Annotated in this window: 12 protein-coding genes and 1 pseudogene; 10 read left to right on the top strand and 3 right to left on the bottom strand. The window is 43.7% G+C overall.

The features are described 5' to 3' along the window. Nucleotides 1-332 precede the first annotated feature (332 nt). Complete coding sequence (locus Q1A70_RS05845) at nucleotides 333-1,061, top strand: pseudouridine synthase (protein ID WP_299687906.1); 729 nt, start codon at nucleotides 333-335, stop codon at nucleotides 1,059-1,061. Between the two features lie 84 nt (nucleotides 1,062-1,145). On the opposite strand, the gene Q1A70_RS05840 is transcribed toward Q1A70_RS05845, so the two are convergent. Beyond that, nucleotides 1,146-1,820, bottom strand: coding sequence for a DUF2057 family protein (locus Q1A70_RS05840; protein WP_299687903.1), 675 nt, complete (start codon nucleotides 1,818-1,820; stop codon nucleotides 1,146-1,148). A gap of 66 nt (nucleotides 1,821-1,886) precedes the next feature. Then, nucleotides 1,887-2,936, bottom strand: a complete 1,050-nt coding sequence (locus Q1A70_RS05835; RefSeq protein ID WP_299687900.1) for a porin — start codon at nucleotides 2,934-2,936, stop codon at nucleotides 1,887-1,889. A gap of 512 nt (nucleotides 2,937-3,448) precedes the next feature. Between Q1A70_RS05835 and dinG the strand changes: the two genes are divergently transcribed. The 5 genes from dinG (at nucleotide 3,449) to Q1A70_RS05810 (ending at nucleotide 8,375) form a co-directional block, all read left to right on the top strand. Then, on the top strand, nucleotides 3,449-5,524 hold the full coding sequence (dinG, locus tag Q1A70_RS05830) for an ATP-dependent DNA helicase DinG (protein WP_299687898.1): 2,076 nt from the start codon (nucleotides 3,449-3,451) through the stop codon (nucleotides 5,522-5,524). 128 nt (nucleotides 5,525-5,652) lie between these two features. Beyond that, a complete protein-coding gene (locus Q1A70_RS05825; protein WP_299687895.1) occupies nucleotides 5,653-6,432 on the top strand; it encodes a TSUP family transporter in 780 nt (259 codons plus the stop codon). 22 nt (nucleotides 6,433-6,454) lie between these two features. Continuing rightward, nucleotides 6,455-7,003 (top strand): primosomal replication protein, encoded by a 549-nt coding sequence (locus tag Q1A70_RS05820; RefSeq protein WP_299687892.1) that lies wholly within the window; start codon nucleotides 6,455-6,457, stop codon nucleotides 7,001-7,003. Continuing rightward, a complete protein-coding gene (rsmS, locus tag Q1A70_RS05815) occupies nucleotides 6,993-7,163 on the top strand; it encodes a pleiotropic regulatory protein RsmS (RefSeq protein ID WP_299687889.1) in 171 nt (56 codons plus the stop codon). The genes Q1A70_RS05820 and rsmS overlap by 11 nt, the downstream gene beginning before the upstream one ends. A gap of 78 nt (nucleotides 7,164-7,241) precedes the next feature. Next, nucleotides 7,242-8,375, top strand: coding sequence for a cupin domain-containing protein (locus tag Q1A70_RS05810; RefSeq protein WP_299687885.1), 1,134 nt, complete (start codon nucleotides 7,242-7,244; stop codon nucleotides 8,373-8,375). A 113-nt stretch (nucleotides 8,376-8,488) separates the two neighbouring features. Here Q1A70_RS05810 and Q1A70_RS05805 read toward each other — a convergent pair. Further along, nucleotides 8,489-10,606: pseudogene (locus Q1A70_RS05805) on the bottom strand (methyl-accepting chemotaxis protein). 268 nt (nucleotides 10,607-10,874) lie between these two features. Here Q1A70_RS05805 and xthA point away from each other — a divergent pair. The 4 genes from xthA to Q1A70_RS05785 all read left to right on the top strand — a co-directional run bounded on the left by xthA (nucleotide 10,875) and on the right by Q1A70_RS05785 (nucleotide 14,188). After that, nucleotides 10,875-11,681 (top strand): exodeoxyribonuclease III, encoded by an 807-nt coding sequence (xthA, locus tag Q1A70_RS05800; protein ID WP_299687882.1) that lies wholly within the window; start codon nucleotides 10,875-10,877, stop codon nucleotides 11,679-11,681. Between the two features lie 159 nt (nucleotides 11,682-11,840). Further along, nucleotides 11,841-12,383 carry a hypothetical protein gene (locus tag Q1A70_RS05795; RefSeq protein WP_299687879.1) on the top strand — a complete coding sequence of 181 codons (543 nt, stop codon included), beginning with the start codon at nucleotides 11,841-11,843 and terminating at the stop codon, nucleotides 12,381-12,383. Between the two features lie 75 nt (nucleotides 12,384-12,458). Beyond that, nucleotides 12,459-13,259: an ATP-binding cassette domain-containing protein gene (locus Q1A70_RS05790; RefSeq protein WP_299687876.1), complete on the top strand. Its 801-nt coding sequence runs from the start codon at nucleotides 12,459-12,461 to the stop codon at nucleotides 13,257-13,259. A gap of 14 nt (nucleotides 13,260-13,273) precedes the next feature. Beyond that, a complete protein-coding gene (locus tag Q1A70_RS05785; RefSeq protein ID WP_299687873.1) occupies nucleotides 13,274-14,188 on the top strand; it encodes an HlyD family type I secretion periplasmic adaptor subunit in 915 nt (304 codons plus the stop codon). The last annotated feature ends 5 nt before the right edge of the window (nucleotides 14,189-14,193 follow it).

The following is a 14,193-nucleotide window of genomic DNA, read 5'->3' as shown; positions in this document are numbered from 1 at the left end:
TTTCCCTATAGTTCTACAAGCTCACTTGAATAGTGAGCATGTTATAAATTGACCAGTAAGCGACTCTGAGAGTGGAAACTGCTTACCCGATAGTCGTACTCTATCTTATTCTTCATGCAGTCTTATGACAGCATGAACCAAATCCGTGAGTGCATTGTTTTAATAAAAGAGCCAGTTATAATAAAACACCAAGGTATAATTAAACAAATCAGGCTTAAGAGTCCATCAACTTGTTCTATTTTGTGTCTTTTAGGCGCGCAAATGATAGCTCAATTCCGTTTCAGTGAAAACTTTTCAGCACAGTTCCTTTACAATTTTGCAAGGTAGTTAACATGTCTACTCGCTCACGCAGCGCATCTCACTCAGATAAACCAGCTCGTTCTGGTGCACAATTAAAACAAAGCAGCCATAGACCAAGCCGAAGCAGTAATAAAAAGAGCACTAGCAATTCCAACCCAAAAACGCGCTCCAGCAAGCACCGATATAAAGCGAGACCGAACGGAGAAAAACCGAGAGTGGCGCTCGAAGACCGAAAAGTCATTTTGTTCAACAAGCCTTTCGATTCACTCAGCCAATTCACCGATGGCGAAGGCAGAAAAACGCTTGCTGACTATATTCCGATCAAAGACGTTTATGCAGCGGGTAGACTTGATCGTGACAGTGAAGGGTTAATGGTCTTGACCAATGACGGTATATTTCAAGCTAAATTAACGCAACCAGACTCTAAGTCACCCAAAACATATTGGGTACAAGTGGAAGGCGCCCCTTCTGAGGAAGATTTAGATAAATTGAGAAAAGGGGTTGAACTAAAAGACGGGATGACACTGCCAGCAAAGGTGGACATCATGCCTGAACCGGAGGTTTGGGAAAGAACCCCGCCGGTCAGATTCAGAGCCGCTATACCGACCACATGGCTTGCCATTACGATAATTGAAGGGCGTAACCGTCAGGTTAGGCGAATGACCGCCAATATCGGCTACCCTACTTTGCGCCTCATTCGCTACTCAATGGGTAACATGAATGTTGGGCAACTTCAGCCTGGTGAATGGAAAGAGATATAACGCTTATCAAAAAACATTAAATAGAAAAGCTAGGCCGTTGAGGTTCATCAACCCCCCGCTTTTCTTTAATATAACTGAGTACCGTTATTCTTGGTCGATCATCCATTTACGAAACGCTTTGCGATCTTCTTTCGAGGTCTTCAGATACCAAGCTTGCAGTTGATTTAACTCAACAGATTGAGAAATTGTTGCGCTTTCAACTGGGGGAGCAATGGCTTCAACCGCATCCGCTTGCTGTATTGGTGCTTGATTATCAATCGCAACATAGGAAATCGCGATCGCAGCCTGTCCGCCATTAATATTGTACTGGCGAGCTTCTTCAATATAATTGCGCCCAAGTTGAACACCGTCAGATTTTAACCTATCCACGACCTTAGAGATCTCATTGCCATCTTGGTCGACGATTCTAAATTCTAGATTTTTCAGGCCTTTCTCTGCCAAGCGAACATTGCGGTATTTTGGCATTTCAAAACGGAGTTCTTGATTCGCATCGACATGAAAAGTCACGATCTGAGCATGGCTATATACCTTTTTACGCCCTTCACCTGATTCAATGACCGGTTCGTACTTAAAAAGCACTTGGTTCTTGCCCGCAGGTAACTCTACTGTTTTGACCGAATTAAATGCCTGTCCAGACAACGCAGGCTCACTCATATTAACGACCAACAGATCAACGGTATCTTGTACTGTCAGTGAAGCCGCCAGTGACGACAGACTAAACAAAAGAGTGCTAACCAATGTGGCTGCTTGTATTCTCATCACAATCCCTTAATAACAGAAAAGCCCAGCATAAGCTGGGCCTTAAAAAGTAGTCAAATGATTTGATTACCAGTAGAAACGTGCGCCAACTGCGAAGTTACTTTCGCTATCTGCCAAAGTTGCTCCAACTACTTGGTCTGAACCTTTGTTTGAGTAACCTAAAGTAGTACCGTCAGCATATGCGTATTCAGCGTATACACGAGACCAGCTATTAAACTTATGTACTGTACCTACGTAAAAAAGTGTACCATCACCGTCTTCTAGACCTCCCACGTTAACAGATTGATCTACGAATTCGTAACCAGCATAAACCGCTGTTTTATCTGTAGCCTGGAAAGAGCCCGCAACAGAGAAAGCGTTCTCATCAATTTTATTCGATGAGCCATTTTCACTTACTTCAGCATTATAGTATGTGAAACCGATCAGGTGATCACCAATGCTGTACTCTGCAGTAAACTCAAAGAAAAGATTTTCTAGATCTGCTTTTTCAGCGGTTGCATCATTATCTGCTACAGCTTTAGCGTTAGTAACAAATGCATAATCACGGTTTAAACCTGCACCAACGTGAAGTGCAAGGTCACCAACAGAAGTACCTACAAACAATTCATAAAGGTCTTGGTTTTTTTCATTCTCGTTTAGACCCCAGCCCGCTTTAACCCAGAAGTTATCGGCATCGTAAGCATACTTAACTTGTGAGTCATGAGCTGCGCCATTTAAAGTTAAGTAGCGTAGTGCACTGCCACCGTAGAAGTATGAATAATCTGCGCCGTAAACGTCATCCGATGTCGTCCACTGCTTACCAAGTTTGATGGTACCGAAATCGCCAGAGAACCCTAAGATGTGCTGACGAACGTTTACGTCAGTATTGTCTCTTAGACCAAACTCAACCAAGCCTAAAACGTCAACAGAGTCAGTTAGTGCGTATTGACCATCGATACCTGCACGAGAAGAACCAGAACTTAGGTCTGCTTCGTGGTCTTCGGAATCTTCGAACCTAAGCTCTGTACGTAGTTGACCGTAGAAGTCTACTGCGCCATCTTCTGATTTGTAAATTTCTGCTGCGTTCACTGAACCTGCTGCTGCAACAACTGCAAGTGCTAATAGAGTCTTTTTCATAATAAATCCACTGCCTTTTCTAAGAATGGGAGATCCTTGCCCGGTTCCCTATTATTTTTATGGCGGTGATTACCACTCTTTGTTGGTTAATCACTGTCACTAAATTTCGTGGTCTAGATTGCAAAAGATTATCCTGCGTGTCAAATAAACTAAAAACAAATCTAAAAAAAACACAAATCAAACAAAATCAATTGATTACATCTTTTTTCATCGTTTTACGAACAGCTTATCCTTAATTTTCGCAAAAAATATAGTAATTACATAAAACACAAAATCAGAACTAACTACCATACCGAGTTTAAAAGGCCGCTAATAAATAGAACTTAACACCTAAAGGAGGTGGTTTTTTGATATTTTTATTTCACAGGTAAAATAAAATAAGTAAGTTGTTGAAGGTTCAGTTTTTTTTTGTGAACAAGATCAGGTTTTGCTTTAAAAGTGAGCTATTTTGCCGTAAATGTACTGACTAGTGATATGTGCTACTATCTTCGCTCCGTTATGTAGGTCACAGCATGCTAACTAATAAAATTCAAAATTCCATTCGCACCAGTTATCAAAACCTCCAGCAACAGTTGGATAACTTTGTACCTCGTCGTGCACAAAACTACCTTGTTGCCGAGATCGCAAAGACACTTTGTGGTCAATACCACAAAAGTAATCGCATAATTGTTGCCGAAGCGGGGACAGGGATCGGCAAATCACTGGCTTATTTAATGGCGACGATTCCTGTTGCGGTGTTGAACAATCGCAAAATCATCATTTCGACAGCGACTGTTGCCCTACAAGAGCAACTCGTCAACAAAGACCTCCCTCTATATAGACGGCTCACCGATAGAGAATTCTCGTTTATCTTAGCGAAAGGTAGACAGCGTTATTGCTGTGCCGAGAAGCTAGCCGCTGCTTGTGGCGTTGATGGTGGGCAAATGGCAATGTTTGAGTCCAAACCAAAGCAGAAAGATATCGAACAACTGCAAACCATGTATCGTAGTTTGAATCAGGGTAAGTGGGATGGTGACCGAGACTCATGGCCCAAGCCCATCGATAACATGATTTGGCAAATGATCGTCAGTGATAAACACAGCTGCAATAACAGCATGCCTGCGCACAGAGATTGCCCTTTTCAAAAAGCACGCTCAGAGCTAGATAAAGCAGACGTGATTATCGCTAATCACAGTTTAGTCATGGCTGATGCTGACTTAGGCGGCGGCGTAATACTGCCTGAACCAGAAAACAGCATCTATATATTCGATGAAGCTCACCATTTACCGCATGTAGCCAGAGATCATTCTTCTGCAGCCGCAAGCTTAAAAGGTGCCGCCTCTTGGTTAGAGCGTTTGAATCAATCGATCACTAAACTTTCAGGCTTAGCCGATGAAAAACGCGTGCATCGTTTCAGAAATGAATTACAAGACTCGGTACAGCAGCTGATCCCCACTCTAACCCAGCTAAGTAAACAGTTTGATGCCAGCCACTTTGAAGACGGGTTGTACCGTTTTGAACATGGTGACTTACCGCAATGGTTAGAGAATGAGTCTAAAGACTTGAAGCAATTAACCCAGAAGGCAAGTCAAGCGGTCGCAAAAATCGCCGACCTGATTGCAGAACGGGTCAAAGACGGAGAGCTATCCGCTAAATTGGCAGAGCCTGCATTAGCTGAAATCGGTTTCTATATCCAGAGAACTGAAAATCTTGCGCAAGTTTGGCGCTTAATGGCTGAACCGAAGCGCGAAAAAGGCGCGCCTTTGGCTCGCTGGCTTGAGCTGAATAAAGAAAGTGAGGGCGATTTCCTTGTGAACGTCTCTCCGCTAGAGGTGGGTTGGCAACTAGACCAACAAATTTGGAGCCGCTGTGTTGGAGCCGTGTTGGTTTCGGCGACAATGAGGGCGCTTAACTCGTTCAGCTTTTTCTGTCACCAATCTGGGATCAGTCAAAAAGCAGAAGACGGGGTACAATTTTTGGCTTTGGCCTCACCGTTTGATTATCAAAATCAAGCCGAGCTGATTGTGCCAGCGATGAAATACGAACCACAAGCACCTCAGTTTACCGAATATCTTATTGAAATTTTGCCTAAGGTAATAGAAGACAACCAAGCCAATCTCGTTCTATTCTCTTCTTATTGGCAAATGAACAAAGTTGCTGAAGCGCTAGCAAGCAAATTTGTTCAAAAATCATGGGCACTGCAGGTTCAGGGCGACACTTCTCGAACTGAAATTCTAAAAAAACATAAAAAGCTCATCGAGCAAGGTAAAACCAGCGTTCTTTTTGGCACTGGCAGCTTTTCTGAAGGCTTAGATTTGCCGGGCGAGCTTCTTGAAAACCTGGTTATTACCAAGATCCCTTTTGGTGTGCCCACTTCACCTGTAGAGCAAGCACATTCAGAATATATTGAATCACGTGGCGGTAATCCCTTTATGCAGATTACTGTTCCAGAAGCGAGTAAAAAGCTGATTCAATCTGTTGGTCGTCTGCTGCGTAAGGAAAGAGATTCTGGTAAAGTCACGATCCTTGACCGACGCATAGTAACGAAGCGATACGGGAAATCCTTACTCGATTCCCTGCCGCCTTTTAAAAGAACAATAAAATACTAATCAGCCTGTCCTTGCGATAACAATCAATCCATTATCGCTCGGCTTCTGCATTCACCAATCAACATGACTAATCCAACGATTATTCGTGTGGCTGCCTTGACAGCCGCTAACGAGAACACTAGCTATTTATGGAAATGATCGAGCCAACCATGTTGGTTATACTTGCTCTGGTTGCATTTGCAGCTGGCTTTATTGATGCCGTTGCTGGTGGTGGCGGGATGTTAACTGTCCCAGCTTTGCTTTCACTTGGTCTTCCGCCACACATCGCGCTAGGGACCAATAAGCTCGCCGCAACATTTGCTTCATCAACGGCTGCTTTTACCTACTATCGTAAAAAACTGTTCAATCCTGAATGTTGGATAAATGCATTCATCGCGACCTTGACCGGTGCCATCATTGGAACATTGACCGTCGATGCCATTAGCACTGAGTGGCTCGAAAAAGTCTTGCCTTTGGTCATTCTCGCCACTGCTGTCTATACCATTTTTCACAAGACTCCCGACGCGAATCACAACGTGTTACCCAAGCCTTGCCCTGTTCTGAAGAAAAAACAAAAATACCAAGGGTTTATTCTGGGCTTTTACGATGGTGTGGCAGGTCCGGGGACTGGTGCTTTTTGGACAGTAAGCTCTATGGCACTTTATCGCCTCAATATTTTGCTCGCTTCAGGTTTGTCTAAGGCGATGAACTTTACCAGCAATTTCACCTCTTTAGTTACATTTGCCATTCTAGGCCACATTGATTGGGTACTGGGTTTAACCATGGGGGTTTGCTTGATGGCTGGTGCGTTTGTTGGTGCTCATTCCGCGATTCGATTCGGTGCTAAATTTATTCGGCCTGTGTTTGTTACCGTAGTCAGCGTACTTGCGATTAAGCTGGCATACGAAGCTTGGTTTGTGAATTTATAGCCACTCACCAACAGGAAGCGAAATGAATCATTTTTCAAAGCTAAAAAATATATTAGATACCTTGATTGGTCATTGCTCGCAGGTGGATAAATCAAGAGGCGCATACCACCAAGCACTGTTCGACAGAACGTTATTTAAGTGTAGCGCTACGATCCTGCTACCCTATGCTTTGGAAGCTCAAGCAACATACCATACGATTCTACGTGAACAAGCGACGAATCAATTGAACGCATCCAGAGCACACTACCTGACAGAAAAGCTCACCAATCAAATAGCGGCGATCCAAAGAGAGTTGGCCAACCATGATTTACGATTAGATCGAAAAAGTAAGTCAGGGAAAAACCTGAACGATTTGTATAACGAACTTGCTCAGCATCAAGATTGGCAAAAACGATTGATCGATTTAGTTCAAATACGAAAGTTAGCGTTTGATTCAGCACCACGTCACGCTAAGAAAAAAGCGGAGCAGGCTTGGCAATTAGCAAAAGAACGCTTAGAACGCTGTGAAGACTCAATGAAGAACATTGAGAGACTGATTAACTTAGAGAACCCAACACGACATGAGCAATGATACCCCTTCATCCCCACTGGATAATGCACCACAAGAAGTAAAATTAGCTGTCGACCTGATCTATCTACTCGAAAGCAACGACATCGACCCACAGGTAGCGTTAGCAGCCATTAAGATTGTCCAGCAAGATTTACAAGCCAAACTAGCATCTAGCATCTAGCATCTAGCATCTAGCATCTAGCATCTAGCATCTAGCATCTAGCATCTAGCATCTAGCATAATAATAGACAGGATTCACATGTACCAACTTAGCTTTTCTATGCCCGAATTTCTTGAACACTACTGGCATAAAAAACCGACCATCTTAAAGGGTGGCTTGCAAAACTTCGTCGACCCAATCTCGCCGGAAGAACTGGCTGGCTTATCGATGGAAGAAGAAGTGGATTCTCGCTTTGTTTCTAACCTCGACAATCAGTGGACTGCAGAACACGGTCCATTCACTGAAGAGAAGTTTGGTGAACTCACTGAAACACATTGGCAATTGATTGTTCAAGCGGCAAACCATTGGCATCAAGGTGCCAATCAACTAAACGAAGCGTTTCAGCAATTACCAAACTGGCTGTTCGACGATCTGATGATCTGCTACTCAGCGCCTGCAGGCGGCGTTGGTCCTCATATTGATCAATACGATGTGTTCATCATTCAAGGTCAAGGTAAACGTCAATGGAAGGTGGGTGCGAAAGATGTGGGTCAATATAAAGAGACAATTCAAGCTTCAGCGCTGCGCCAGATCGAAGGCTTTGAGCCCATCATCGATGATGTTCTAGAGCCAGGTGATATCCTTTATATTCCACCAGGGTTCCCACATGAAGGCACCACGTTAGAGCCATCAATGAGCTATTCTATCGGTTACCGCTCACCTAAAGAGCAAGAGTTGATCAGTAATTTTGCCGACTATGTGTTGGCTCATGATATAGGTGATGTCCACCTGCACGATCCTAATTTCAAAACCCAAGATGGCTACGGCAAGATCCGTTCGGCTGATTTAAGCAACCTGACTGGCATGTTGAAATCGGCACTAGAGCAACCAGAAACCATCAATGAGTTCATGGGTTGCTTACTGAGCCAATCACGCCACCAGCTTGATATTGTTGCACCTGAGCCGCTATGGACAGAACAAGAGATCGCCCAGCACTTAGAGTCAGCAGGTGAAATACACCGAGTGTCAGGCTTAAAAGCGCTCTACCACGAAGAACAAAGCAACACCGCTTACATCAATGGTGAAGTAGTTAAGCTTGCAGATGCGGATTCATCGCTACTCAAGGTGCTTTGTGATGACACCGTGATTAACTCGTCAGAGGCAATGACGCCTTCAGGTATAACGGTCGTAACAGAGCTAGTAAACAAAGGCTACTGGTTTATCGAAGAGTAACGCGATCAAGCTAGAATCGTGATATCTAACGAGTGATAAACAAGACGAAAAGGGACAAATAAAACTTTCATTTGTCCCTTTTCAAATTCAACGCTTAGCGATACCTTAAACAGCTAAACCTTGAATTGATTAACCAACGTTTGCTGCTGTTGAGACAATTGATCAATGTGATTGCCAATTTGCTCAGAAGCTGCAGCTTGATCCAAGATCTTCGCGCTCAAATCTCGAATGTTAACCACACTTTGATTCACTTCACCAGAAACCGATTGCTGCTCTTCAGCGGCTTTCACTATCTGACTATTCATATCACTGATCGCCTCGATCGACGTAAAGATCGAACTCAGATCGTCGACCGCGTGTTGAACATGCTGCGCGGTATCATTCGCTAAAATATTTCCTTCCTGTATCGCTTCAACCACATCTTGCGTCCCCGCATGAACCTTGTCGATTACAGCTCTGATCTCACCAACTGAAGATTGTGTGCGACTCGCTAGGTTTCTCACCTCATCAGCCACAACCGCAAAACCGCGTCCCTGTTCACCCGCCCTCGCCGCTTCAATCGCCGCATTCAGCGCCAATAAATTGGTTTGCTCAGAGATCCCTTCAATCACACTTAAGATCTCGGTAATATTTCCGTTGTTCTTCGCAAGCTCTTCAACAATAGGTACCGCGCTTGACATCCGTTCGACCAGCTTTCTCATTTCTCCGGCCGAAAGCTCGATAACCTGTTGCCCCTGCTGCGCTGAGCGATCCGCTTTAAGAGCAGCATCAACCGCCACTTCTGCATTTTGTACGACTAAGCCTGCCGTTTGAGTCATCTCTTAAGCAGCTGTCGCCACCAAATCCACTTCTTTAAACTGTGATTCGCTGCTTTGACGAGTATTCGATGCCAATGACTTCGCTTGCGCGGTGGTATTTGCAACCTGCTCAGAAGTTTGTACAACTTCTTTTATGGTATGCTGAAGTTTATCTAAGAAGATGTTAAAACCTTTCGATAACTGGCCAATCTCGTCTAGAGATTTCACCTCTAGGCGCTGAGTCAAATCACCTTCACCCGATGCAATATCGTTAAGCCTTTCTACAACCTCTCGGATAGGTTTTACAATCGATAATGAAGCAAACGCAATAATGGCTAACCCAAATAAAACAAAAAGAGTACCCGTAATCAATTCGGTCTTAATCCCTTGGCTAAGCTGAGTGCTAATGATGGCGTCCAATTGATTGGCATCAGCGACCACACTTTCTCTTGGGATTTCAAACAGCACCCCCCAAGTTTGATTCGCCGCAACAACAGGAGCAAATGCGAGTAACCACTCACCGTTTTCACTCCACTGAGTCGTCACTTCGCCACCAAAGATAAAATCGGTCATTAAGTCGCTATTTGTATTTGCACTTTGGAATTGCGATCCAATCATAGTGCTTTTATCATCGGAAGCGATAACTGAACCGTCTAAGCTGACAACATAAACCGCGCCGGCACCATCAAACAAGCCTTGATCTGATTGAGTTACAACATTGGCTAAACCGTCAAGCCTGAGATCAATCCCTAAGAAACCAATAGCAACGTCGTTGGCAATAATCGGCACTGAGATTGAAGACGTGAGTAGTGCTGCGCCGCCACTATTTACCACGCGTGGAGTGCTAATGCATGTCTGCCCTGATGATAAAGGACAATAAAAGCGTTCACTATTGCTGTCATCATTCAATATCGATTCAGAGATCACGTTAGCAAGAACATTACCACCGTCATCCGACACCTTCCAATAAGCGGCAAAACGTCCTTTCTCGTTGGAACCGACATAATCCGCCCCCACATAGTTAGCATCTTCGCCATCCAGCAGGTCAGGATTAAAAACCAAGTATGCACCTTGAATAGAATCAAAGTTTAAAACCGAGCTTCGCACCATTTCATCTAAAGCGCTGCGAAGCTCCTCACTTGGTGTAAAGTTTTCATCGGCATTACCCTTAAGAAATTGAGTATTGGCCGCTAACATCTCTGCTCTATGTATAGCCTCATCAACATAACGTTGAGTTGCTTGAGCATTAAGCTGAGAAACAGACGCCAATAGCTGCTGGGATTTATTGATCACTGATTGTGAGCTTTGAGATTTGATGACTTGCTGATTACTGGTCGCGTTATAGATAGAGAAACCAATAAGAGACAGTGAAGTAATGATCAAGCAGCAACCTGCAAGGAGGGTAATTTTCCACTGTACCGATAGAGAGCGCATTTAATATCCTTATTATAAGCCAAAAGACTTCCATAGCCGTAACATACACATTGTTGATAAGTGGATCGCACAATGTAAATAAGTTAGACGGATAGCTTATCGAATAATTACAGCATAAATCACACCCATATAAAACGAAAGTTTATGACAATGTTAAACAATGATGTTATTTGTCTTTTATTTCTGTGATTTCAAGAGCTTTCAACTTGTCAGCCCTAGTTGAAATGTTAAGATTTAGCCATCATTACCGCTTTCCTTTAGGGAACCTATGAAAGTAATCAGTTTTAATATCAATGGCCTTAGAGCCCGCCTTCACCAACTGCAAGCGATTATCGACAAACACCAACCCGATGTGATTGGTTTACAAGAGATAAAAGTGCACGACGAAGCCTTTCCCATTGCCGATGTTGAAGCGATGGGCTACAAGGTTTACTTCCACGGTCAAAAAGCGCACTACGGCGTCGCTATACTATGTAAGCAAGAGCCAATCTCAGTGCAAAAAGGCTTCCCAACAGACAACGAAGATCATCAGAAACGCATGATCATGGCAACGTTTGCAGATGAGAATGGGGACAAGGTGACAGTGCTGAATGGCTACTTCCCACAAGGGGACAACATTAAGCATGAGACTAAATACCCATATAAACGCCAATTCTATAAAGATTTGATGACTTACCTAAATGACTTTCACAACAAAGATCAACAAGTGATTGTGATGGGCGACATTAATATTAGCCCTATCGATGCAGATATCGGTATTGGTGAGCCTAATGCGAAACGCTGGCTAAAAACAGGCAAATGCTCTTTCCAACCAGAAGAACGCCAATGGTTGAAAGCGTTAATGGACTGGGGCTTTGTCGATACTTTCCGTCTACTGCACCCTGAAGTAAACGATCAATACTCGTGGTTTGACTATCGTTCAAAAGGTTTTGTGGACAATCGTGGGTTGCGTATTGATGTGGTACTGGCTACCCAAAAACTGGCCGATAAATGCACGGAAGCAGGCATCGACTACGAGCTACGCGGCATCGAAAAACCGTCAGACCACGCCCCCATTTGGTCTTCATTTCAATAAAAAAAAATTTAATTTCCAAACAGAAATGCACAAGTTGATGTTTAGCTTGTGCATTTTTACCTAGTTCCTCCCCCTCACTCTCAAAAGGTTTGACATAGCCCACACTATCGCTTTTGTCCATCTATACTATTTGAGTAACCAAATAAAGGTAGGTGTTGTATGGATGCAAAACTTTGGAGTGGTATTAATCCAATCAATCTGCGTAATTTGCTTCCTATGATGGTGGTCAGTGGAGCGATTAGCGTGTTGATGTTAGTGGTTCCACTGTTTAGCCTTCAGGTATTCGATCGAGTACTCTCCAGTCAAAGTCTGGATACGCTGCTATTTTTGGCCTTCATAGCTGTGTTTCTGCTCACAGCTCAGGCGTTCCTTGATGCATCCAGAGCAAAATATGCGCAAAAAAAAGCAACTAAATTTGAGTTTTTGGCCTCTCAACAGCTCTTTGATCAATGCTCCTTCTCAGCGAAAGTAAAAGAAAAGCATCTATTTAACGATATTAATGAAGTTAAAAGCCTGCTCTCTTCCCCTGCGTACTTTGTTATGTTTGATCTGCCATTTACGCCCCTGTTTTTGGTTATCATGTTTGCTATTCATCCATATATAGGCATGGTCGGTATGGCTGCTGTTGTGTTTATCCTGATGACGACATTGATCTCTCATTGGGTGAAATCTAAGCACTTTAAAACCACTTACTTAAGCTAGCTTGCAACGCAAAGAAAAAACGATGAGTGCTTTCAAAAACACACCACAATCTTTAGTCAACACCAACAACATGGGTTGAGTCAAACCTACCAAGATATATTGGCGGAAAAGAGTTGGTCTCGCAGCCACCTCGATCAAGCCACTTGTTCATTAAGTGCTTTTTCTCGCTATATCCGTATGGTTTTACAGCTCGTGATCATGGCCGTCGGTGCCAGTTTAGTCATCGAAAATGCCATGTCTGCTGGTGGGATGATTACAGGCTCAATACTGATGGCCCGCGCGCTGCAGCCTATAGAAATGCTCTCTAGTGGGATACAGGCGTGGAAAACCGGGATGGATGCAAACAAGCGTTTAGCCAAAGAGTTTACATCACACACCAAGCGTGCCGAGCGAACAGAATTGGAAGTAATTAAGGGTAACTTAGTGATCGACAACGTCATTTGGTTCGCCTCTGAAAACCTCAATAAACCAACCCTGAATGGTTTAAAGCTCAGATTAGAATCAGGAAATCGAGTCGCCTTGATAGGTCCGAGCGGTTCAGGTAAGTCTTCGATTTGTAAGATGATTACCAATGGGATCACGCCATCGAAAGGCGGCGTTTCCATTGATGGGCTCAACGTTGAACTCTGGAACCAAAACCAGTTCAAACACACTGTCGGATACGTACTTCAACACATCGAGTTTTTGCATGGTTCGGTAAAACAGAACATCGCCCGATTCGACGACAATGTGACCGATAGCCAAATTGTAAAATCAGCCATTCAGGCTGGTGTGCATGACACCATTGTCGCCCTTCCCAATGGCTATGAAACCATCATTGGCTCTTTCGGCCATCAATTGTCTGGCGGGCAAGCACAGAAACTCAATTTGATATGAGATTACTCTCCCTTATGAGTGATCCAAACGTATCTAGCTTACTCGATACACAAAGTAAGCTTTTCAGTAAAAGACAATCGTTAAAATCCGGTGAATCCGATGTGTTACAGCAAAAAGTGGAGCAGTCAAAGCTCGACCTTCAAGGCTACCAACAGCGATTCTTGGCGGGGAATCGAAGCCTCAAATATTTAGAAGAACAAGTACAAATGCACCAAGATTTGCTTGTTTCTGGTAATACCTCCAAATCTCGCCTGTTGGATTTACAGCGTGAACGCTCTCAATTACAAGGCGATGTTGCTGACCTCAAAGCCAGAATTGGGCACGCAAAACGTACCATTGCCGAAGCGAAATTAGAACTGATCAACGCAGATTATACTTACGCAAAAACACTCGGCGAAGAGATTCAAGGCTTAGAACAAAAACTAAACGAAACCCGAGAAGCGATGGTCAATGCTCAAGATATTCTGACACGGGTTGAAATAAGAGCACCTCAAAGTGGTGTGGTGGTCGGGTTGAATGTGGTCTCTGAAAATGCCATCGTTCCACCCGGTGAAACCTTAATGGAACTGGTTCCACAAAACGATGAGCTGATTGTTGAAGCATTAGTGAAACCAGAAGACATCGAAGCCTTACGCATTGGCTTGGATACCCAAGTAAGGCTAACGGCATACAGTTTTCGTAAAACACCGCCGATTCGCGGTAAATTAGTTCATATTTCGGCTGACCGCATTGGCGATCAAGCCACAGGATCTTCTGCTTACTTAGCGAGAGTATCGTTAGATAAGTCTGAGCTAGAAGCATTAGAAAACATCTCATTGTATCCGGGCATGCCCGCAGAGGTGATGATTTTACTTGAGCAACAAACGCCGCTTGAGTATCTACTCAACCCACTCTCTGTAAGCGCCTACAAGGCAATGAGAGAAATTTAACCAAG

It is taken from the genome of uncultured Vibrio sp. (assembly GCF_947488985.1).
Classification (GTDB): domain Bacteria; phylum Pseudomonadota; class Gammaproteobacteria; order Enterobacterales; family Vibrionaceae; genus Vibrio.
Note: the sequence above shows the minus strand (reverse complement) of the source record. Positions and strands in the feature narration are given on the sequence as shown.

What these genes read in the sequence shown, in the direction of transcription:
- Q1A70_RS05845 (WP_299687906.1), top strand. Translation starts at nt 333, where the DNA reads ATGTCTACTCGCTCACGCAGCGCATCTCACTCAGATAAACCAGCTCGT.
- Q1A70_RS05840 (WP_299687903.1), bottom strand. Translation starts at nt 1,820, where the DNA reads ATGAGAATACAAGCAGCCACATTGGTTAGCACTCTTTTGTTTAGTCTG.
- Q1A70_RS05835 (WP_299687900.1), bottom strand. Translation starts at nt 2,936, where the DNA reads ATGAAAAAGACTCTATTAGCACTTGCAGTTGTTGCAGCAGCAGGTTCA.
- dinG (WP_299687898.1), top strand. Translation starts at nt 3,449, where the DNA reads ATGCTAACTAATAAAATTCAAAATTCCATTCGCACCAGTTATCAAAAC.
- Q1A70_RS05825 (WP_299687895.1), top strand. Translation starts at nt 5,653, where the DNA reads ATGGAAATGATCGAGCCAACCATGTTGGTTATACTTGCTCTGGTTGCA.
- Q1A70_RS05820 (WP_299687892.1), top strand. Translation starts at nt 6,455, where the DNA reads ATGAATCATTTTTCAAAGCTAAAAAATATATTAGATACCTTGATTGGT.
- rsmS (WP_299687889.1), top strand. Translation starts at nt 6,993, where the DNA reads ATGAGCAATGATACCCCTTCATCCCCACTGGATAATGCACCACAAGAA.
- Q1A70_RS05810 (WP_299687885.1), top strand. Translation starts at nt 7,242, where the DNA reads ATGTACCAACTTAGCTTTTCTATGCCCGAATTTCTTGAACACTACTGG.
- xthA (WP_299687882.1), top strand. Translation starts at nt 10,875, where the DNA reads ATGAAAGTAATCAGTTTTAATATCAATGGCCTTAGAGCCCGCCTTCAC.
- Q1A70_RS05795 (WP_299687879.1), top strand. Translation starts at nt 11,841, where the DNA reads ATGGATGCAAAACTTTGGAGTGGTATTAATCCAATCAATCTGCGTAAT.
- Q1A70_RS05785 (WP_299687873.1), top strand. Translation starts at nt 13,274, where the DNA reads ATGAGTGATCCAAACGTATCTAGCTTACTCGATACACAAAGTAAGCTT.